Below are 19,462 nucleotides of genomic sequence, written 5' to 3'. Positions count from 1 at the left end.
ATGACTCTTTCTTCACCGGCTTCCCCCACCACCGGCGCCACCCCCTCCGTCCGTCTCGCGATCTACGACATGGACAAGACCATCACGCACGCGCCGACCTGGACGCCGTTTCTGCTCCACACCGCGCGCCGGGGTGGTTCCCCGTGGCGCCTGGCATTGGTCCCGTTCGCAGGGGTCGCCGCGCTCGGCTATGTCGGCAAGCTGATCAGCCGGGGACGGCTGAAATACGTGATGCAGCGCATGTTGCTGGGCAAGCGCATGTCTGCCGCCGACGAACGGCGCGCCGCCGACGCCTTTGCCGACCGAGTCCTGCGCGACGGCGTTTTTGCCAGCGCCCGAGCCCAGATCGAAGCAGACCGTGCGGCCGGCTACCGCCTCGTGATGGCGACCGCGTCCTACCGCTTCTACGTCGAGGCGATCGCGCGACGGCTCGACTTCGACGCGGTGATCGGAACGGAGAGCCTGCGCGACGGCGACGGCGTACTGCTAGCCGGCATCGAAGGCGAGAATTGCTACGGCCCGGCCAAACTGCGGATGATCGAGGCCTGGATGGACCGCGAGGGAATCGCGCGGGAGGACGCGCATGTCCGCTTCTATTCGGACCATGTATCGGACGCGCCGACCTTCGACTGGGCGGACGAGCCGTTCGCGGTGAATGCGCATGGGCCGCTGCGGTTGCTGGCGACGGCGAAGAAGTGGCCCATGCCGGATTGGGAGCGGTAGGGCTCGGCCGAGAGAAGAGCGCCGGCGCTGGTGACAGTCGCGACGTGATGATCGCACAAGACAACTCCGTAACGGTATCTTCTGGCAAAACAATCCAAAATTACCCTCGCCCCTCCGGGGAGAGGGAGGGGCCCGCGCGCGCTTGCGTGGGGGAGGGTGAGGGGCGTGAGGCACGGAACACCCGTTCCAACCACCCCTCACCCTCCCGTCGCCTACGGCTCCTCCTTCCCTCTCCCCGGTGGGAGAGGGAGGCAGCGCGACCGTCTCTCCCCGCCGCGATCCTACAGCAGCACGTCCACGCTGTGGATCACCAGCCCGACGAGTCCCCCGACGATCGTCCCGTTCACCCGGATATACTGCAAGTCCCGCCCGACCGCGTTTTCCAGGCGGCTGGTGATCGTGTCCGCGTCCCAGCTACGCACGGTTTCGGACACCAGCTTGACGATACCGTCGCCGTAATCCGCCGCCGCACCGACTGCAGCCCTCCGCACGAAGCGGTTGATCGTGCGCGACATGCGCGGATCGTGCTGCAACGTCTCGCCGAGCTGGCGGAGGATGTCGCCGAGCTTGCCGGCCATCGCGCGCTCGGGGTCGCGGGCGATCGCCAACAGGGCTCCGCGCGCCTGTTCCCACAAACCGTCCAGCCAGCGCTGCATCGCCGGATTGTCGAGCAGGTCGTTCTTCATCGTCTCGACCCGCTCGCGCATGCGGCGGTCGTATTGGAGATCCCAGGCGAGGCGATCGAGCCCCTCCTCCGCCTTCAGGCGCAAAGGATGCTCGGGGTCCTCGGCCATCTCGGCGAGCAGCTTGTCGAAGCCGCTGATGAGCTTGTCCGCGACGGTGGTGTCGAGCCCGGTCCAGCGCAGGATCGAGCCCGCCTTGTCGTGGACCATCGCGCGGACGAGATGATCGTTCGCCGCCAGCGTCTTGGCCGCCCAGCGGATCGCGCTTTCGAGCAGGGGCGCGTGGCGGCGCTCGGCGATTGCCGCCTTGAGCAACTGACCCAGGATCGGCGAGACTTCGGTTTCCCGCAGGCGCGCACCGATCCCGGCCTTGACCATGCCGCCCAGCCGCGCCGGGTCGAGCCCCTCCAGGACTTGCGCGACCAGCTTCGACGCGCCCTGCCGGAAGCGGCCCCCTGCCCCCTCTGGCGGATCGGTGAGCCAGCGGGCGATCGCCCCCGCCACGTCGAGCCGCCGCGTGCGGCGCGCGATCACGACGGGAATCAGGAAGTTGGCGCGGAGGAACTGCGCGAGCGTGTCGCCGATCCGATCCTTGTTGCGCGGCACGATCGCAGTGTGGGGGATCGGCAGGCCGAGCGGATGGCGAAACAAGGCAGTGACCGCGAACCAGTCCGCCAGACCGCCGACCATCGCCGCCTCGGCAAACGCGCGGACGAACCCGAACGCCGGGTGGACGGGAACGAGCGCGCGGCTGGCGAAGAACGTCGCGGCCATGAGCACGAGAAGGCCGGTGGCGACGATCCGCATGCGGACGAGCGCCGGTGGAGGTGCTTCGCCGGCCGGGCGCATACGGGGTAAAAGCGTCATGCCCGTAACAATCCCCGGGCGCCCCGAATGTTCACGCCGTTGCGGCGGTTCGGGTGCCCGGGAGCAGAGGGGCGTGTCGTAGGTCGATCACTCGGCGGGTTGCGTGCCGTCACCGTGATCGCGACCGTGGCCGAGCTTGCCCGTCGCCGGGCCGAGCAACGGCCCCGGATTGGGCCCGGCGATACCGATCACGTCGTCGCCATTGTCGCCCGGACGATAGGTGAGCAGGCGGCGGCTCAGCCGTGGCCCGACATAGCGCTCGATCCCGACCGCCAGGCTGAACGCCGCGGGGATGATCAGCAGGGTCAGCAGCGTCGACAGCGCGAGACCGCCGATCACGACCGTGCCCATCGGCGCGCGCGACGACGAATCGCCGCTGAGCGACATCGCGGTCGGCACCATGCCGGCGACCATCGCGACCGTGGTCATCACGATCGGCTGCGCGCGCTTGTGCCCGGCATCGATGATCGCGGTGAAGGCGTCGACGCCCTTGCTCATCTCGTCCAGCGCAAAGTCGATCAGTAGGATCGAGTTCTTGGCGACGATGCCGAGCAGCATCAGCAGGCCGATATACACCGGCAGCGACAGCGGCTGTCCGGTCGCCCACAACGCGAGCAGACCGCCGAGCGGCGCGAGCAGCAACGACCCCATGTTGACGAACGGCGGCAGCACGCGGCGGTACAGCAGCACCAGCACCGCGAACACGAGGAACGTGCCCGCGATCACCGCGGTGATGAAGTTGGTGATCATCTCCGCCTGCCACTTGCTCTGGCCGAGCGTGAGTTCGCTGACGCCGACCGGCAGGTTTTTCATCGCGGGCAGCGCGTGGACCTGCTTCATCGCGTTCGAGATCACGACGCCGGGCGCGAGATCGGCGCCGAGCGTGATCTGGCGCTGCTGGTTGACCCGGTCGATCTTGGTCGGACCCGAGCCGAGACCGATATCCGCGACCAGATTGAGCGGCACCGAGCCGCCCGACGCGGTCGACACGGGCAGGTTCTGGATCGTCGACAGGCTGGTCCGCGCCGACTGATCGAGCGCGACGCGGATTGGGATCTGGCGATCGGACAGCGAGAAGCGCGCCGAGTTCTGGTCGATATCGCCAAGCGTCGCGATCCGGATCGCCGACGACAGCGCTTGGGTGGTCACGCCGAGATTGGCGGCGAGATCGAAGCGGGGACGGATGACGATTTCCGGGCGCTGCATGCCGCCCGAAACGCGCGGTGCCGTCAGCGACTTGAGCGAACCCATCTCGGCGACGATCTTGTCCGCCGCCTCTTGCAGCTTGGCGGGATCGCTGCCGCCGAGGACGATCGTCACGTCGCGCCCGCTGCCGCCCCAGCCCGACTGCGAGCGGAACGACACGCGGGCATCGGGGATCGCGGTCATCTGCGGTGCGAGCCGGCGCTCGAAATCGACCGACTTCTCCTTGCGATCGGGACGCAGGTTCGCGGTCACGATCCCGCTGCCGACCCGCGTGCGGGCATAGACGGTGGCGACTTCGGGTTGCTGGCTGAGGATCTCGCCGACCCGCGCCACCACCGCATCGGTCTGCGCCAGCGTGGTGCCGGGCACCATCTCGATCTGTGCGGTCGAATCATCCTCGTCGCGGGTCGGCTGGAACTGCGAGGGGATGACGGTGAACATGAACAGCGTCAGCGCGAAGGCGACCACGCCCGCGCCGATCGCCCACATCCGGTGATCCATCACGCGGTTGAACATCTTGCGGATGCCGCCGCGCGCGCGCCATGCCGCGGCCTTGCGGCTGTCGAGCGTCCAGTGGAGCGTGCGGACGTACCAGTCCATGATCTTGCCCTCGCCGTGGCTGGCATGACCGAACGACTTGAGGAAATACGCCGCGATCATCGGCGTCACGAGCCGCGCGACCGCGAGGCTCATCAGCACGGCCGCGACCACCGTCAGGCCGAAGTTCTTGAAGAACTGCCCTGCGATACCCGGCATCAGCGCGACCGGCATGAACACCGCGACGATCGCCATCGTCGTCGCCAGCACGGCGAGACCGATCTCGTCCGCGGCGTCGATCGATGCCTGATAGGCGGACTTGCCCATGCGCATGTGTCGGACGATGTTCTCGATCTCGACGATCGCGTCATCGACCAGCACACCCGCGACCAGGCTGAGCGCGAGCAAAGTCATACCGTTCAGGTCGAAGCCGAGCAGGTCCATGAACCAGAAGGCGGGGATCGCCGACAGCGGGATCGCCAGCGCGGAAATTGCGGTCGCACGCCAGTCGCGCAGGAAGATGAAGACGACGATGACGGCGAGGATCGCGCCCTCGATCATCGCATGGATCGCGCTTTCATACTGCGCTTCGGTATACTCGGTGGTGGTGTAGCGCTGGACGAACTTGACCGACGGATTGCGCTTTTCGAGCGCGCGCAGCTTGTCGACGGCCTGATGATAGACTGTGACGTCGGACGCGCCCTTGGCACGCTGGAAATCGAAGGTGATCGCCTGGCGACCATCGACCGTCGCACGGCTGCGCTGCTCGGCATAGAGATCGCGAACCTGCGCGATGTCCGCCAAGCGCACGGTGCGGCCATTGCCCACGTTGATCTGCGTCTGGCCGAGATCGCTCGCGTTGCGCGCGTTGCCGAGCACGCGGATCGACTGCTCGGACCCGGCGATTTCGGCGCGCCCGCCCGCCGCGTTCAGATTGACCTGACGCAACTGCAGATTGACCTGGCTTGCGGTCAGCCCCTGGCTCTGGAGCTTGAGCGGATCGAGGATGACGCGAATCTCGCGGCTGACGCCGCCGTTGCGGCTGATCGTCGCCATGCCGGGGATCGACAGCAATTCCTTGGTGACGGTGTCGTCGATGTACCAGGAAAGCTGTTCGACGGTCATGTCGGTGGTGATCGCCGCGAAGCTCGCGACGTCGTTGCCGCTGGTGTTCGCGCGGTAGACCTGCGGCTCGAGGATGCCGTCGGGCAGGTCGCTGCGGATCTGCGCGATCGCATCGCGCACGTCGTTCACCGCGCGGTCGATCGGGGTACCGATGGTGAGCTGGATCACCGTTTCCGAATTGCCTTCGGTGACGGTCGAGTTGATCTCGTCGATGCCCTGGAGCGAACGCACCGCCGCCTCGACGCGCTGCGTGACCTGCGTCTCCATCTCGGTCGGCGCCGCGCCCGGCTGGTTGACGACGACGATCGCGATCGGGAAATCGATGTCGGGATCGCGGTTGACGTCCATCCGCATGAAGCTGACGACGCCCGCAAGCATCAGGGCCAGGAACAGGACGATCGGCGGAACCGGGTTGCGGATCGACCAGGCCGAGATGTTGCGGAAGTTCATGGGCTCAGCTCGCCTTCTTGGTGATCGGCTTGACCGTCTGCCCGGGGGCGAGGAAGCCGCCTGCGGACTGTACGACCCGCTCCGAACCGTCGAGGCCGCCGATGATCGTCACGCCTGCATCGGAGACCTGGCCGATCTTCACGTTGCGCCGGACGATCTTGTCGCCCGGGCCGACGATATAGACGTAATTGCCCTTCTCGTCGCTCTGCAGCGCGGAGTCGGGAAGCAAAGGCGCCTGCGTCACGCCGCCGACGATGGTCGCCGCGGCGAACCCGCCGGGGCGCAGGGCGGGATCGTATTTGACCGCGATGCGCGCGATGCCCTGGCGGGTCTGCGGATCGATCACGGGCGAGACCTGCCATACTTCGCCGGGATAGCCCTGCGTGGTGCCGACCGGCACGACGGTCGCGCGTGCGCCGACGTGAAGCCCGGTGAGATCGGCTTCGCTCAACTGCGCGCGCATCTCCATCTGGCCGCCCATCGCCATGCGGAACAGCACGCCCGCCGATGGCCCGACGATCTGTCCGGCCTCGACGCCGCGGGTCAGGACCAGACCGGCGGCAGGGGCGCGGATATCGAGCCGGCCGTTGCGTGCGCGTGCCTCGCCGAGCGTCGCCTGCGCCACCTTCACGCGCGCCGCCGCGGCATCGCGGGTCGCCGCCTTGCGCTGCAGATCGGCCTTCGAGATGAAGCCGCGGTCGACGAGCTGCTTGGCACGATCGAGTTCGGCCTGCGCGATCGTCTCGTCCGAGCGCGCGACGCTGACCGAGGCGGCAAGCGACGCCGCGGTCTCGTTCTGGACCGAGCGATCGACCGTCGCGAGGACCTGGCCCGCCGAAACCCAAGTGCCGGGTTCGACCAGCACGCGCGTGATCATCCCGCCCTCGCCCGCGACGCCGACCGGCATCTCGCGTCGCGCCGCCAGCGTGCCCGTCGCGGAGATCGTCCGGTCGACCGCCTGCCGGCCCGGCACGACCACCGACACGGTCGGCAATTGCGCGCCGGGCGTCGCGGCCGCGACGTCCTTCTTGCCGGACTGGAAGGCATAAACCGCCACCGCGATCGCCAGCACCAGGATCACGGCGATGATGACATTGCGGCGGCGATGTGACGGCGCGCTATAGTCCGGCAACGCCAGCTGGTCTTCGCTCTCGCTACCGATCATCTTCGTCTCGTAATCCATGCGCGTCACAATCCCAATTCCGACCGGTCTTGTCTCGACCCGCTTCGCCATTCGCACGCTGTGTTATCTGAATAGGTCACCGCGCTCAAGCCCTTTGGCCATTGCGGCGCGCAGACATGCTTCGATTCCGATCTATCCGCAATGCCGTTCAGCTTGCGTTGACCTGTGCAGGACGAAAGGCAGGCCGTGACCTACCGGAGACAAACAATGAAGACAGCATCGTTCCTGAGCGCCCTCGCCACCGTGGCGATCGGCTTGCCCGCCGTCGCTGCCAACGCCCAGGCCGCGCCGACGACCGTCGAGCCGATGGTGCCCGCCGCCGGGACCGTACTGGACGTGACCGCGGAGGGGCGCACGACACGCGTTCCGGATCTCGCGACGATTCGCGCTGGTGTCGTGTCGCAGTCGCCGACCGCCGCGGCCGCGCTCACCGAAAATGCGCAGCGGATGGCGAAGGTTCTCGCGGCGCTCAAGCGTGCAGGCGTCGCGCCGCGCGACGTCGCCACCTCGAACGTCCAGCTTGCGCCGCAATATCGCTATGCCGAGAACCAGCCACCGGTGATCACCGGCTATCAGGCGACCAACACCGTCTCGATCCGCTTCCGCGACGTCGCGAAGTCGGGGACGATCCTGGATGCGCTGGTGGCGCAGGGTGCGAACCAGATCGACGGGCCGAACCTGTCGCTCGACAAGCCCGACGCGGCGCTCGACGAGGCACGGACCGATGCGATCGCACAGGCCAAGCGTCGCGCGGATCTCTACGCCAAGGCGGCGGGGCTGCGCGTGTCGCGGATCGTCTCGATCGCCGAATCGGGCCAGGATGCGGGCGGTTCGCCACAGCCGATGTTCATGATGGCGCGCGGGGCAATGGCCAAGGACAGCACGCAGATCGCACCGGGTGAGAAAGACGTGACGGTGACGCTGTCGGTACGTTTCCTGCTGAACTGACCTCCGACTGCTCCCCTCCCTGGAAGGGAGGGGCCGGGGGTGGGTAGGCTCGCTCATGCCGCGACCGTTTGAACACATGGAACCCGACCCACCCCCGACCCCTCCCTTCCAGGGAGGGGGGGACCCTCGGGCTTCGTTCAAACCCTACACACGAAAAAAAGGGCCGCCCGGTTGCCCGGACGGCCCTTCTTCGACTTCGCGTGACGAAGCGAACTCTTAGCGGACGCTACCGCGACGCACGAGGTTCACGATCGCGAGCAGGATGATCGCACCCAGCAGCGACACGATGAACGAGGTCAACGTGAGCGGTGCGTTGTTGATCGAGCCACCCGACAGGATCAGGCCACCGATGAATGCGCCGATGATGCCGACGACGATGTTCAGGAAGATGCCCTGCTGCGCGTCGGTGCGCATGATCATGCTAGCAATCCAGCCGATGACGCCGCCGATGATCAGCCAAAGAATGAGACCCATGATATTTTCCCTCCGTTGAACCCGTATCCGGGCGATGGCGGAAAGACGTGCGAGCGACGTTTTTTGTTCCGCTCGCGTTTTGAGTTTTGCCGATCAATACTTTTGTTGGCGCTCGTACAACGACTTGTAGTGCTGAATCCGCGTAACTCGCAGTCCGGGCATGCCCGACCGATCGATCGCGCGCTGCCACCCGGCGAATTCCTCGACCGTCAGGCCATAGCGTGCGCAGACATCGTCGACGCTCAGCAATCCGCCATTCACCGCGGCGACGACTTCGGCCTTGCGCCGCACGACCCAGCGCGTGGTGCTCGGCGGTGGTAGGCTGTCCAGAGTCAGTTGTTCGCCCAAGGGCCCGATGACCTTGCCGGGATGCGTTTTCTGGCTCTCGATCATTTGAAACCTCTGATCGGGGCGAGTGGCCCCCTCTCGATATGCGCGTTCGACCCATAATCGCAGGTCCTGAAGATCGGCTGAAACGCTGCGGTAAACAGCATCTTCATTCCTCCTTCCAACGGGTCAACGCGGCGGCCATCGTCCCGTTGAACGCACCGTGGAGCGGCGCGAACAGCTTCGGATCGATCGTGCTGCGCGCGAATCCCGCCTGCACCGCCGCTGTCGGGCTCGCCGCCTGTCGGGCGGCGATACCGACGATCAGGACGGCCAGGTCCCCCGGCAGAACGGTGACCTCTGTGTCGCGATCGAAACGGGGAAAACTCAGGTCCAACGGGATACTCGCTTCGTTCTCGGAAACCCCCGTCTACGCCAAGGGGATGAAGACCGCGTAAAGCAACCGTCGCGAAGCAGCCGATTTCTGACATTCCGGCCTGCCTCGGTCGCGTTTTTCACTCGCTTTGGCCTGATCGAGGTTAATCGACGCATCTTTTTGCAACGTGGTGCCTCCGCGCTTATGTAGCGCCGCATGGATCAGACCGATTTTCAGCTCGGGGCCAGCGCCGGTACGGGCATGGCCGGAAAGCGCATCGTCGTGGCGATGTCGGGCGGAGTCGACAGTTCGGTCGTCGCCGCGCTCGCGCATGCCACCGGCGCCGAGACGATCGGCGTGACGTTGCAGCTCTACGATCACGGCGAGGCGGTCGGCCGCGCAGGCTCGTGCTGCGCCGGTCGCGACATCCGCGACGCCCGCGCGGTATGCGACCGACTCGGGATCGCGCATTACGTGTTCGACCACGAGACCAGCTTCCGCGAGCAGGTCGTCGACAAGTTCGCCGACGAATATCTCGCCGGCCGCACGCCGATCCCCTGCGTCCAGTGCAACATGGGGCCGAAGTTCACCGACCTGCTGAAGCTCGCGCGCGATCTCGGCGCGGATTGCCTCGCGACCGGCCATTATGTCCGCCGGGTCGAGGGTGCAAACGGTGCCGAACTCCATCGCGGCGCCGATCCCGCACGCGACCAGAGCTATTTCCTGTTCGCGACCACGCAGGCGCAACTCGATTACCTGCGCTTTCCCTTGGGTGGCCTGCCGAAGGCCCGCGTCCGGGAGATCGCCGCCGAACTGGGGCTCGGCGTCGCGGCCAAGCCGGACAGCCAGGACATCTGTTTCGTCCCCGATGGCGATTATGCAGGGCTCGTCAAGAAACTGCGCCCCGAGGCCGCGGAGACGGCAGGCGACATCGTCGATCTCGGCGGCGCGAAGCTGGGCGAGCACCGCGGACTGATCCACTTCACCGTCGGCCAGCGCCGCGGACTGGAGATCGGGGGCAGCCCAGAGCCGCTCTACGTCGTCCGTGTCGAACCCGAGACGAAGCGGGTCGTCGTCGGCCCCCGCCGCGCGCTCGCGGTCGAGGCGGCACGGATGACCGATATCAACTGGCTCGGCGGCGATTTCACCGGGCCGCTGACGGCCAAGGTTCGGTCGATGGCCAAGCCAGTCCCTGCCCGTCTGGTCGGCGACCGCGTGGTGTTCGATGCGCCCGAATATGGCGTCGCGCCGGGCCAGGCGGCGGTGCTGTATGCGGGCGAGCGGGTGCTCGGCGGCGGCTGGATCGCGGACACCGAGGCGGCACTCGTAGCCGCCTGACGCGTGCCCTTTGCGGGTCTGGTGCGTTGGGGCGGCATGGATATCGAAGACCTACGCCGCCAGATGGAAGCCGCCGCCGCCGCGATGGACTTCGAGACCGCGGGTCGACTGCGCGACCAAATCAGCGTGTTGCGAGGCGGTGGCGAGGTCGCGGACACAGCCGGATTAACGCGGCAACAGCCCGGCGCGATGGGCCTCGGGACGAGCCAGCAACGCATGACCCCGCCACCGGGCTGGGTGAAGCCAAAAAAGCCCGATCCGATGACCAAGGGGCGGAAGCGGTAGCACTTCTTAGCCCCCCTCCCTTCCAGGGAGGGGTGAAGAGAGTAACGGATCGGCCCGCGAGCACCCCGCGCGCTGCCCTTCCCAATCAAGGCAGCAGGAAAGTCCCCTCGATTGTCGTCACGCACGCGCCCCCCAACACGACTCGATCTCCCTCGAGACGACACGTCAGTTTCCCGCCCCGCGCGCTCGCCTGATACGCCGTGAAGCTGCTCCCAAGGGTCGGCGCCCAATACGGCACCATCACAGCATGCGCCGACCCCGTCACCGGATCCTCGTCGATCGCATAATAGGGCGTGAACACCCGGCTGACGATATCCGTAGCCGCCCCCCGCGCCGCGACGATCGCCACGATCGGGAATTTCGCCAGCGCGACGAAGTTTGGCTTCAGGTCCCGGACAATCGCCTCGTCGTCGACGACCACCAGCGCATAGCCCTTCTCGTGCCACAACGTCTCGACTGGCTCGGCGATGTTCAACGCCGCGACGATCTCCGGCATCGCCTTCGGGCTCGGACCCCACGCCGGCAGTTCGAGGGTGTACCCGCTGTCCGCCCGCGCGACCTCCAGCATCCCCGCCTGCCGCGTCCGGAACCGCACCCGGTTGAGCGCGGTGTCCGACGACAGCACGAAATGCCCGCTCGCCAGCGTCGCATGGCCGCACAGCGCAACCTCCGCCCCCGGCGTGAACCAGCGCAGGTCGAAATCCACGCCTTCCTCATCGGACGCGACGATGAACGCCGTCTCGCTCAGGTTGTTCTCCTGGGCGATGTTCAGCAGCACCGCGTCGTCGAGCCACGCCGAAAGCGGCATCACCGCCGCCTGGTTGCCGCCGAACGGAGTGTCGGCGAACGCATCGATCTGCGCGAACGGTATTCTCATATGCGTTTCCCAAACCAATGCGGCGTCACATCCGCCTCGACCAGCGGATTGTCGGTGTCGACATGCCCTTCTGGATCGAGATGGATCAGCACCTCGACCTTGGGGAACGCGGTACGCAAGTTTCGCTCGACCGCCTCGACGATGTCGTGCGCGTTGGCCACCGTCAGGTCGCGCGCGACCTCCATGTGGAACTGCGCAAAATCGTGGCTGCCCGAACGGCGCGTGCGAAAATCGTGGATGCCGCGGATGCCGGGCTGGCGCGCGGCGACGTCGAGGAACTGCGACCGCAGATCCTCCGGCCATTCCTTGTCCATCAACTGGTCGATCGCGTTCGACGATGCCTGAAAGGCACCCCATGCCAGCCACAGCGCGATGACGATGCCGAAGATCGGATCCGCGCCGCTCCACCCGACATATTGATCGAGCACCAGCGCGACGATCACCGATCCGTTGAGCAGCACGTCCGATTGATAATGGACGTTGTCCGCGAGGATCGCGACCGATCCCGTCTGGCGGATGATATTGCGCTGATAGGCGAGCAGGAACACCGTCGCGACGATCGCGATGATCGACACGCCGATGCCGAACTCCGCGCCGGTGGTCGGCTGCGGATCGCTGAACGCCAGGATCGCGCGCCAAGCGATACCCACCGCCGACGCGGTGATGAGCATGACCTGGAACAACGCGGCGAGCGCCTCCGCCTTGCCGTGCCCGAACCGGTGGTCGTGATCCGCCGGCGTCGCCGCCAGCCGCACGCCGTACAGCGTGACCAGCGATGCGAGCAGGTCGAGCGCGGTATCGGCGAGCGACCCGAGCATGGCCACCGAACCCGTCGACCATGCTGCAAAGCCCTTCAGCAACAGCAGGAAACACGCCATCGCAACGCTGGCGAGCGCCGCGCGCGTCGCCAACGGGATGAACTTGCGGCGTTCGTCCTGCGTCATGGGAACAGCAGCCCCTCGCTCCAGTCGCCGTCCCGGCGTGTGAACAGCCGACGCTCGTGGAGACGATGCGCGCGATCCTGCCAGAACTCGATTTGAGTCGGTACGATCCGGTAGCCACCCCAATGCGGCGGGCGCGGCACGTCCTGACCCTCGAACTTCGCGGTCATCTCTGCGACGCGACGTTCGAACGTCTCTCGACTGTCGAGCGGGCGCGACTGTTCCGACGCCCAGGCGCCGATCCGCGAATCACGACCGCGCGAGGCGAAATAGGCGTCCGACTCGGCATCGGTGGCCAGCGTCACCGGACCCTCGATCCGGACCTGCCGACGCAGCGACTTCCAGTGGAACAGCAGCGCACCGTGCGGATTGGCGCCGAGATCGCCCGCCTTCCGGCTTTCGCGGTTGGTGTAGATCACGAAACCGTCCGGCCCATGGCCCTTCAACAACACCATCCGAACCGAAGGCCGCCCCTCGGCATCGGCCGTCGCGAGCGCGACCGCGTTCGGGTCGTTCGGCTCGGACTCCTTGGCTTCGGCGTACCAGCTATCGAACAGCGTGAAGGGATCGTCTGACATGCCGCGCGCCATAGCCGGATTTGGCCCGGAACGAAACTTTGGAACGACTCTACCTCGCCGAGGATTGATCCAGGTAATCGAATCGTTTCCGCAACGAAGGAACACGCAAGGTGGCAGCGCGCGCGTATTGGCAGGGGCAGATCCGGCTGGCCTTGGTCTCGATCCCGGTCGAGATTTATTCCGCGACCAAGTCCGGCGCGGCGGTGTCGTTCAAACAGATCCACGAGCCGTCCGGCCAGCCGATCCATTACGACAAGGTCGTCACCGGCGTGGGCCCGGTCGATGCCGACGAGATCATGAAGGGCTATGAGGTCTCGAAGGGCGAATACGTGCTGCTGGAGCAGGACGAGATCGATGCGGTGAAGCTCGAATCGAAGAAGACGCTGGAGCTGACCCAGTTCGTCGACGCGAGCGAGATCGACGTGCTCTATTACGAGAAGCCATACTTCGTGGTGCCCGCCGACGACCTCGCGGAGGAAGCGTTCATCGTGCTGCGTGAGGCGTTGAAGCGGACGAAGAAGGTCGGCTTGGGCCAGCTCGCGATGCGCGGCCGCGAATATGTCGTGAGCCTTAAGCCGTGCGGGCGCGGCATGGTGCTGGAGACGCTCCGCTACGCCGACGAGGTGCACAAGGCGCAAGGCTATTTTCGCGAAATACCCGACGACAAGCCGTCGGAGGAACTGCTCGAACTCGCCGAAGCCCTGATCGAGAAGCGCAGCGCCGACTTCCACCCGCAGGAATTCCACGATCGCTACGTCGATGCGTTGAAGGACCTGATCGAACGCAAGCGCAAGGCGAACGGGAAGAAGATCATCGAGGACAAGGACACGGGGACGAAGACGGGCTCGAACGTCGTCGACCTGATGGCGGCGTTGAAGAAGTCGATGGCAGCGAAGGAGCCGGCCAAGGCTGCGGAGGAGAAAACGCCGGCGAAGAAGGCGCCTGCGAAACGCACGCCGGCGAAGAAGCGTGCCTAAACTCCCCTTCCTGGAAGGGAGGGGTTGGGGGTGGGTCGCCCACCGGACCAGCGTCTCGCCCGCCAACCGGCCGACCCACCCTCGGCCCCTCCCTTCCAGGGAGGGGTGAAAGATGGTCGACGATCCCCTCGCCCTCTATAATTCCAAGCGGAACTTCACCAAGACCGCCGAACCCGCTGGCACTTTAGCCCCGGGCAACGGCAATTCGTTCATGGTTCAGAAGCATGACGCCACCCGCCTCCACTGGGACTTCCGCCTGGAGATCGACGGCGTCCTCAAAAGCTGGGCCGTAACCCGAGGCCCCAGCCTCGACCCCAACGAAAAACGCCTCGCGGTCCGCACCGAGGACCACCCGCTCAGCTACGCCACCTTCGAAGGCACGATCCCTCCGTCAGAATATGGCGGCGGCACGGTGATGCTGTGGGACCGTGGCACATGGTCGCCGATCAAGGGCAAGTCCGCCAAGGATCTCGACAAGGGCCACCTCCACTTCGTCCTCGATGGCGAGCGGATGAAAGGCGAATGGCTGCTGATCCGCCTGAAACCCCGCGCGAAGGAGAAGCGCGAAAACTGGCTGTTGCGCAAGATCGACGATGCGGAGACTGGCGGGACGGATACGCTGGTCGAGAAAGCCCTGACGAGCGTCTCGACGGGTCGGACGATGGTCGAGATCGAAGAGGGAAAATCCTCCCCGGCACGGGGAGGGGGACCAGCGAAGCTGGTGGAGGGGGCGGGCCGCAAAAGTACCGCTAGCCGTAAAGGCCTCGTCAGCGGCAAGCCCCCCTCCACCACCGCGCAAGCACGCGGCGGTCCCCCTCCCCGTGCCGGGGAGGAATTCACGGACCTCCAACTCTGCACCCTCGTCGACGCCGTACCCACCGGCTCCGCGTGGCTCCACGAAGTAAAATACGACGGCTACCGCGCGCTGATTTCCGTCGCCAACGGCAAGGCGAAAGTCTTCACCCGCACCGGCCTCGACTGGACTACCAAGTTCGCCGGGATCGCCGAAGCCGCCGGCAAGCTCCCGGCAAAATCCGCGCTGATCGACGGCGAGATCGTCGCGTTCAAGGACGGCCACCCCGACTTTTCGACCCTGAAGGACGCCATCTCCACTGGCGGCGACATGACGCTGTTCGCGTTCGACCTGCTCGCCCTCGACGGCGAAGACCTGACCGGACTCTCCAACCTCGACCGCAAGGCACGCCTGCAACCGCTGATCCCCGAGGACGAAGATCGCCTCCGCTATTCCGACCACGTGATCGGTGCGGGCGAGCAATTGTTCGAGACGATGTGCCGCGAGGGCCTCGAAGGCATCGTCTCGAAACGCGCCGACGCGCCCTATGCCGGCAAGCGGACCAAGGCATGGCTCAAGGTCAAATGCACGCACCGCCAGGAGTTCGTGATCGTCGGCTGGCTGCCGTCCGACAAGAAGCGCGGGTTCAAGTCGCTGCTGCTCGGCGTCCGCGAGGGCAAAGGCTTCAGGTATGCGGGGAAAGTCGGCACCGGGTTCGACCAGGCGCTGATGGACGAAATCCGCGACAAACTCGACGCGCTCGACCGCAAGACGCCGACGGTCGAGGCGCCCAAGGCAGCGGTCCGCGGTGCGAAATGGGTGACGCCGAAACTTGTCGCCGAGGTCGCGTTCGCCGAAGTCACCCCCGACGGCGTGCTGCGCCATTCGAGCTTCATCGGCCTGCGCGAGGACAAGGCGGCAAAGGACGTCGTCGCCGAGACCCCTGCCCCGCTGCCGGACGTGGAAGAGAGCGCAGCGCCCGCGACAAGCATAAAGGTCAGCAGCCGCGACCGCGTGATTTTCGACAAATCGCACGTCACCAAGGGCGATCTGGCCGATTATTACGTGGCGGTCTCGGGCATCATGTTGCCGTTCGCCGCCGACCGCCCGATCAGCCTCGTCCGCTGCCCCCAGGGCCGCTCGCGCGCGTGCTTCTTCCAGAAACACGACGCCGGCAGCTTCGGCGACGCGGTCCACCAGGTGCCGATCCGCGAGAAGGACGGCTCGACCGAAGACTATCTGTATGTCGACGACGCGGACGGACTGGTCGCGTGCGTGCAGATGGGGACGATCGAGTTCCACGGCTGGGGATCGTCGAACGCGACGCTCGAAAAGCCCGACCGTCTGGTGTTCGATCTCGACCCCGACGAGGGGCTCGACTTCAGCGACACCAAGAAGGCCGCCGAGCATCTGAAGAACCAGTTGGCCGAACTCGGGCTGGTCAGCTTCCCGATGCTGTCGGGAGGCAAGGGTGTGCATGTCGTCGTGCCGCTCACGCCTGACGCCGAATGGCCCGCGGTGAAGGACTTCGCGGACCGGTTCGCGCGGGCGATGGCGGGGGCGGAGCCCGAGCGCTTCGTCGCGACGATGGCGAAGGCCAAGCGCAAGGGGCGGATCTTCATCGACTGGCTGCGCAACCAGCGCGGCGCGACCGCGGTGATGCCGTATTCGGCACGCGCGAGAGCGGGGGCGCCGGTGGCGGCACCGGTGTCGTGGACCGAGTTGCGGGATATCGAGACGGCGGCGCGCTGGGGTGTGAAGGACGGGCCCGAGTTGATCGCGCGGGCCGGGTCGCGAGCGTTGGCGGGTTGGGGTGTAGCGGATCAGGTGCTGCCGGATTTGTGAGCTTGCCCTCCCTCCCCAATCACCACCACCCCGGCGAAGGCCGGGGCCCAATTGGAAAGGTGGTCGTAACGTAGCGATGCCCTCAATCAGCAACGTCCCCCAATTGGGCCCCGGCCTTCGCCGGGGTGGAGCTTTTTGTGCAGGCGACGGTTCCCCCTCACTAACACGGCGCACACACGACAATTTATGTTGCACCGCCGCGTCGAAAGGTGAAACACCGCGGCCTGTATTCGGGGGCTTGAGGCATTGGACACGGCGACGCAAACCGCGCCCCTTTTCGACGCGATGATCCATGCCGAGCGCTGGATCGCAGACTATTGCGCGCGCAGCACCAGTGCCGACGTGCTCTGCCCGGCCGAGGACGGCAGTGCCGATCCCGCCTGGGCCGCGATGTTCGCCGAGCTTGCGACGGTCGCGTCCGACGACCTCGGCCACGCGCGCGAACGCGTCCAGCGGCATGCGGTCGACATCGGCACCGGCTTCCGCATCGCCGACGAACCCGACGAGCGCCCCTGGCCCGTCTCTCCCGTGCCCTTGCTGATCGAAGCCGGCGAATGGGCGGACATCGAGCGCGGCGTGATCCAGCGCGCGACGCTGATGGAGACCGTGATCGCCGACCTGTACGGCGAGGGAAAGCTGGTCGCCGACGGCCACATCCCCGCCGCGCTGGTCACCGGCAGTCCGTTCTTCCTGCGGCCGATGGTCGGGCTCGCCCCGCCCGGCGGCCGCCATCTCGATTTCATCGCGATCGACCTTGGCCGCGGGCCGACCGGCGAGTGGCGCGTGCTCGCCGATCATCTGCGCGCACCCGCCGGCGCCGGCTACGCGCTGGAGAACCGGATCGCGGTCAGCCGTACCCTTGGCGGGTTGCAGGATCGATTGAACGTCCAGCGGCACGCGCCGTTCTTTGCCGCCTTCCGCGCCGGAATCGCAGCGCTGTGCAAGCGCAGCGACCCGCGGATCGGCTTGCTTACCCCCGGCCGGTTCAACCCAAGCTATCCCGAACAGGCACACCTCGCGCGCTATCTGGGGTTGTTGCTCGTCGAGGGCGCCGATCTCGCCGCGCTCGAGGACAAGGTGTATGTCCGCACGATCGGTGGCCTCAAGCGGATTGATGCGCTGTGGCGGCGGCTCGACCCGCGCCTGCTCGATCCGCTGGCGTTCGATACGCATTCGCAGATCGGCGTGCCCGGGCTGATCGACGCCTATGCCGCCGGCAACGTCGTACTGTCGAACGCGCCGGGCTCGGCGGTGCTGGAGGCGCCTGCGTTTTCGGCGTTCCTGCCGCAGCTGGCGCGGTCATTGCTCGGCGAGGAGTTGCGCCTCCCCAACATCGCGACGTGGTGGTGCGGGCAGAACGGCGCACGGGCGCAGGTCGAGGCGAATTTCGATCGCCTGCTGATCGGCCCGGCGTTCCATGCCCGACCGCTCGGCATGACCGGCGGGCCGGTCGCTGGCGTCGACATCACCGGCGAAGACCGGACGCGCCTGCTCGCCGACATGGCGAACAGGCCGCAGGATTATGTCGGGCAGGAACTCGTCCAGCTCTCGACGATGCCGGTCGTCGTCGGCGACGCGCTGGTCCCCCGCCCCTTCACCCTGCGCGTCTTCGCGGCGCGTAACGGCGACGGCGAATGGACCGTCCTTCCCGGCGGTTTCGCGCGGATCGGCGAGCACCCCGACGCGCGCGCGGCGGTGATGGGGGAAGGCATCTGGTCCGCCGACGTGTGCATCTACGGCGCCGAGCCGGTCGCGCCCGTCTCGCTGCTGACCGCGCCGGATTCTCTCCACGTACGCCGCAATCCGGGGACGTTGCCGAGCCGGGTGGCCGACAATTTCTACTGGCTCGGCCGCTATCTGGAGCGGGGCGAGGCTCTGCTCGGCGCGATCCGCGTGATGCTCGGCAACTCGATCGACGTCGATGGGGGCGCGGTGCTGTCGCCCACCACCGTCGGCAAGCTGGTCGGGCTGATCGTCGGCGCCGGCAGCGCACCGCATCCGCCGTCGCTGCGCCGCGCCGACCTGACCGCGTTCGCACGCACCGCGATGGAGGACGGGGCGTGGCAGTCGATCCTGACGCTCAACCGCCACGCACGCGAGATCGGCGAAGGGTCGCGCGATCGGTTGTCGGCGGACATGGTGCGATTGCTCGAAGCGCCCTTCCCGACCCACCGCGGGATGCTGGAGCGCGCCGGGTCGCTGCAACGGCGCTATGCTGCGATTGCGGGGCTGTCGGCGGAGCATATGGGCCGGACCGCGGCGTGGCGGTTTCATGATCTCGGGCGGCGGGTCGAGCGGGCGATGGCGATGGCGCGAGCGATCCGGCTGTTCGGAATGCCGGGGGCGTCGCCGGACGACCTGTCCGTGCTGCTCGACCTTGCCGACAGCCAGATCAGTTATCGGCAGCGTTATCCGACCGGGATCGCACGCGTGCCGGTGATGGATCTCGTGGCGCTCGATCCAGGCAACCCGCGTTCGTTGGCGTTTTCGGCGGAGCGGATCGCGGCGCGGTTAGCGGAGCTGCCTGTGCTGAGCGACGACGAGATGGCGGAGCCGCAACAGGCGCAGGCGACCGGGTTGCAGGCGATCGTGATGACCGCGACCGCCGCGGAGCTGGATGCGGAGACGCTGGGAGATATCGAGCGGCGCTTGGGGGCGGTGTCGGACGCGCTGGCGCGGCGGTATTTCCTGCAGGGTGCGGAGCCGCTGCGGACCAGTGGGCTGACGTTGGCGTGAGGAGCGGCGCGATGAGGGCGACCGAACTCCCTCTCCCCTCCGGGGAGAGGGTCGGGGAGAGGGGCTGCCAAGCAGTGCTCCGCCCGGAACGGGGGGGCCCCCCCCCCCCACCCCCCCCCCGCGGCGGGGGGCGCCCCGCCGCGGCCCGCGCCCCCCCGGGGGGGGGGGGGGGCGAACGCCCCCCCCCCCCGCC

16 protein-coding genes are annotated in these 19,462 nt (G+C 67.0%); 7 read left to right on the top strand and 9 right to left on the bottom strand.

The window, feature by feature from the left end; genetic code table 11:
- Nucleotides 1-723 (top strand): HAD family hydrolase, encoded by a 723-nt coding sequence (locus U1708_RS02150; RefSeq protein WP_332742246.1) that lies wholly within the window; start codon nt 1-3, stop codon nt 721-723.
- 281 nt (nt 724-1,004) lie between these two features.
- Here the strand turns inward: U1708_RS02150 and U1708_RS02145 are convergent, their stop codons facing one another.
- From U1708_RS02145 to U1708_RS02135, 3 genes are all read right to left on the bottom strand, one after another.
- Entirely contained in the window at nt 1,005-2,273 is a 1,269-nt protein-coding gene (locus tag U1708_RS02145) for a DUF445 domain-containing protein (RefSeq protein WP_187504565.1), read from the bottom strand.
- Between the two features lie 87 nt (nt 2,274-2,360).
- Nucleotides 2,361-5,591, bottom strand: coding sequence for an efflux RND transporter permease subunit (locus U1708_RS02140; protein WP_332742241.1), 3,231 nt, complete (start codon nt 5,589-5,591; stop codon nt 2,361-2,363).
- 4 nt (nt 5,592-5,595) lie between these two features.
- Nucleotides 5,596-6,774, bottom strand: a complete 1,179-nt coding sequence (locus U1708_RS02135; RefSeq protein WP_443029907.1) for an efflux RND transporter periplasmic adaptor subunit — start codon at nt 6,772-6,774, stop codon at nt 5,596-5,598.
- A gap of 207 nt (nt 6,775-6,981) precedes the next feature.
- On the opposite strand from U1708_RS02135, the gene U1708_RS02130 reads away from it, so the two are divergent.
- On the top strand, nt 6,982-7,722 hold the full coding sequence (locus U1708_RS02130) for an SIMPL domain-containing protein (protein WP_332742239.1): 741 nt from the start codon (nt 6,982-6,984) through the stop codon (nt 7,720-7,722).
- A 216-nt stretch (nt 7,723-7,938) separates the two neighbouring features.
- Here the strand turns inward: U1708_RS02130 and U1708_RS02125 are convergent, their stop codons facing one another.
- The 3 genes from U1708_RS02125 to U1708_RS02115 all read right to left on the bottom strand — a co-directional run bounded on the left by U1708_RS02125 (nt 7,939) and on the right by U1708_RS02115 (nt 8,920).
- A complete protein-coding gene (locus U1708_RS02125; protein ID WP_332742237.1) occupies nt 7,939-8,196 on the bottom strand; it encodes a GlsB/YeaQ/YmgE family stress response membrane protein in 258 nt (85 codons plus the stop codon).
- Nucleotides 8,197-8,289: 93 nt separating this feature from the next.
- Entirely contained in the window at nt 8,290-8,589 is a 300-nt protein-coding gene (gene sciP, locus U1708_RS02120) for a CtrA inhibitor SciP (protein ID WP_332742235.1), read from the bottom strand.
- Between the two features lie 103 nt (nt 8,590-8,692).
- On the bottom strand, nt 8,693-8,920 hold the full coding sequence (locus U1708_RS02115; RefSeq protein WP_332742233.1) for a hypothetical protein: 228 nt from the start codon (nt 8,918-8,920) through the stop codon (nt 8,693-8,695).
- A gap of 195 nt (nt 8,921-9,115) precedes the next feature.
- On the opposite strand from U1708_RS02115, the gene mnmA reads away from it, so the two are divergent.
- Both mnmA and U1708_RS02105 read left to right on the top strand, forming a co-directional pair.
- A complete protein-coding gene (gene mnmA / locus U1708_RS02110; protein WP_332742231.1) occupies nt 9,116-10,237 on the top strand; it encodes a tRNA 2-thiouridine(34) synthase MnmA in 1,122 nt (373 codons plus the stop codon).
- A 36-nt stretch (nt 10,238-10,273) separates the two neighbouring features.
- On the top strand, nt 10,274-10,522 hold the full coding sequence (locus tag U1708_RS02105; RefSeq protein WP_055881551.1) for a UvrB/UvrC motif-containing protein: 249 nt from the start codon (nt 10,274-10,276) through the stop codon (nt 10,520-10,522).
- Between the two features lie 85 nt (nt 10,523-10,607).
- Here the strand turns inward: U1708_RS02105 and U1708_RS02100 are convergent, their stop codons facing one another.
- The 3 genes from U1708_RS02100 to pdxH are packed head-to-tail and all read right to left on the bottom strand — an operon-like array spanning nt 10,608 to nt 12,918.
- The gene (locus tag U1708_RS02100) at nt 10,608-11,399 is read right to left on the bottom strand and encodes a PhzF family phenazine biosynthesis protein (RefSeq protein ID WP_332742229.1); all 792 of its coding nucleotides are present in this window, start codon (nt 11,397-11,399) and stop codon (nt 10,608-10,610) included.
- Complete coding sequence (locus U1708_RS02095) at nt 11,396-12,343, bottom strand: cation diffusion facilitator family transporter (protein ID WP_332742227.1); 948 nt, start codon at nt 12,341-12,343, stop codon at nt 11,396-11,398. Before U1708_RS02095 ends, U1708_RS02100 begins: the two co-directional genes overlap by 4 nt.
- Nucleotides 12,340-12,918, bottom strand: coding sequence for a pyridoxamine 5'-phosphate oxidase (gene pdxH, locus U1708_RS02090; protein WP_332742225.1), 579 nt, complete (start codon nt 12,916-12,918; stop codon nt 12,340-12,342). Before pdxH ends, U1708_RS02095 begins: the two co-directional genes overlap by 4 nt.
- A gap of 110 nt (nt 12,919-13,028) precedes the next feature.
- Here pdxH and ku point away from each other — a divergent pair, with 110 nt between their 5' ends.
- From ku to U1708_RS02075, 3 genes are all read left to right on the top strand, one after another.
- Nucleotides 13,029-13,895, top strand: a complete 867-nt coding sequence (gene ku / locus U1708_RS02085; RefSeq protein WP_332742223.1) for a non-homologous end joining protein Ku — start codon at nt 13,029-13,031, stop codon at nt 13,893-13,895.
- Nucleotides 13,896-14,007: 112 nt separating this feature from the next.
- On the top strand, nt 14,008-16,533 hold the full coding sequence (gene ligD, locus U1708_RS02080) for a DNA ligase D (RefSeq protein WP_332742221.1): 2,526 nt from the start codon (nt 14,008-14,010) through the stop codon (nt 16,531-16,533).
- 285 nt (nt 16,534-16,818) lie between these two features.
- Nucleotides 16,819-19,269 (top strand): circularly permuted type 2 ATP-grasp protein, encoded by a 2,451-nt coding sequence (locus U1708_RS02075; RefSeq protein ID WP_332742219.1) that lies wholly within the window; start codon nt 16,819-16,821, stop codon nt 19,267-19,269.
- Nucleotides 19,270-19,462 lie beyond the last annotated feature (193 nt).

The organism is Sphingomonas arabinosi (assembly GCF_036663715.1).
Taxonomy (GTDB): domain Bacteria; phylum Pseudomonadota; class Alphaproteobacteria; order Sphingomonadales; family Sphingomonadaceae; genus Sphingomonas.
This window is presented reverse-complemented; position numbering and strand designations above follow the sequence as displayed.

What these genes read in the sequence shown, in the direction of transcription:
- U1708_RS02150 (WP_332742246.1), top strand. Translation starts at nt 1, where the DNA reads ATGACTCTTTCTTCACCGGCTTCCCCCACCACCGGCGCCACCCCCTCC.
- U1708_RS02145 (WP_187504565.1), bottom strand. Translation starts at nt 2,273, where the DNA reads ATGACGCTTTTACCCCGTATGCGCCCGGCCGGCGAAGCACCTCCACCG.
- U1708_RS02140 (WP_332742241.1), bottom strand. Translation starts at nt 5,591, where the DNA reads ATGAACTTCCGCAACATCTCGGCCTGGTCGATCCGCAACCCGGTTCCG.
- U1708_RS02135 (WP_443029907.1), bottom strand. Translation starts at nt 6,774, where the DNA reads ATGGATTACGAGACGAAGATGATCGGTAGCGAGAGCGAAGACCAGCTG.
- U1708_RS02130 (WP_332742239.1), top strand. Translation starts at nt 6,982, where the DNA reads ATGAAGACAGCATCGTTCCTGAGCGCCCTCGCCACCGTGGCGATCGGC.
- U1708_RS02125 (WP_332742237.1), bottom strand. Translation starts at nt 8,196, where the DNA reads ATGGGTCTCATTCTTTGGCTGATCATCGGCGGCGTCATCGGCTGGATT.
- sciP (WP_332742235.1), bottom strand. Translation starts at nt 8,589, where the DNA reads ATGATCGAGAGCCAGAAAACGCATCCCGGCAAGGTCATCGGGCCCTTG.
- mnmA (WP_332742231.1), top strand. Translation starts at nt 9,116, where the DNA reads ATGGATCAGACCGATTTTCAGCTCGGGGCCAGCGCCGGTACGGGCATG.
- U1708_RS02105 (WP_055881551.1), top strand. Translation starts at nt 10,274, where the DNA reads ATGGATATCGAAGACCTACGCCGCCAGATGGAAGCCGCCGCCGCCGCG.
- U1708_RS02100 (WP_332742229.1), bottom strand. Translation starts at nt 11,399, where the DNA reads ATGAGAATACCGTTCGCGCAGATCGATGCGTTCGCCGACACTCCGTTC.
- U1708_RS02095 (WP_332742227.1), bottom strand. Translation starts at nt 12,343, where the DNA reads ATGACGCAGGACGAACGCCGCAAGTTCATCCCGTTGGCGACGCGCGCG.
- pdxH (WP_332742225.1), bottom strand. Translation starts at nt 12,918, where the DNA reads ATGTCAGACGATCCCTTCACGCTGTTCGATAGCTGGTACGCCGAAGCC.
- ligD (WP_332742221.1), top strand. Translation starts at nt 14,008, where the DNA reads ATGGTCGACGATCCCCTCGCCCTCTATAATTCCAAGCGGAACTTCACC.
- U1708_RS02075 (WP_332742219.1), top strand. Translation starts at nt 16,819, where the DNA reads ATGATCCATGCCGAGCGCTGGATCGCAGACTATTGCGCGCGCAGCACC.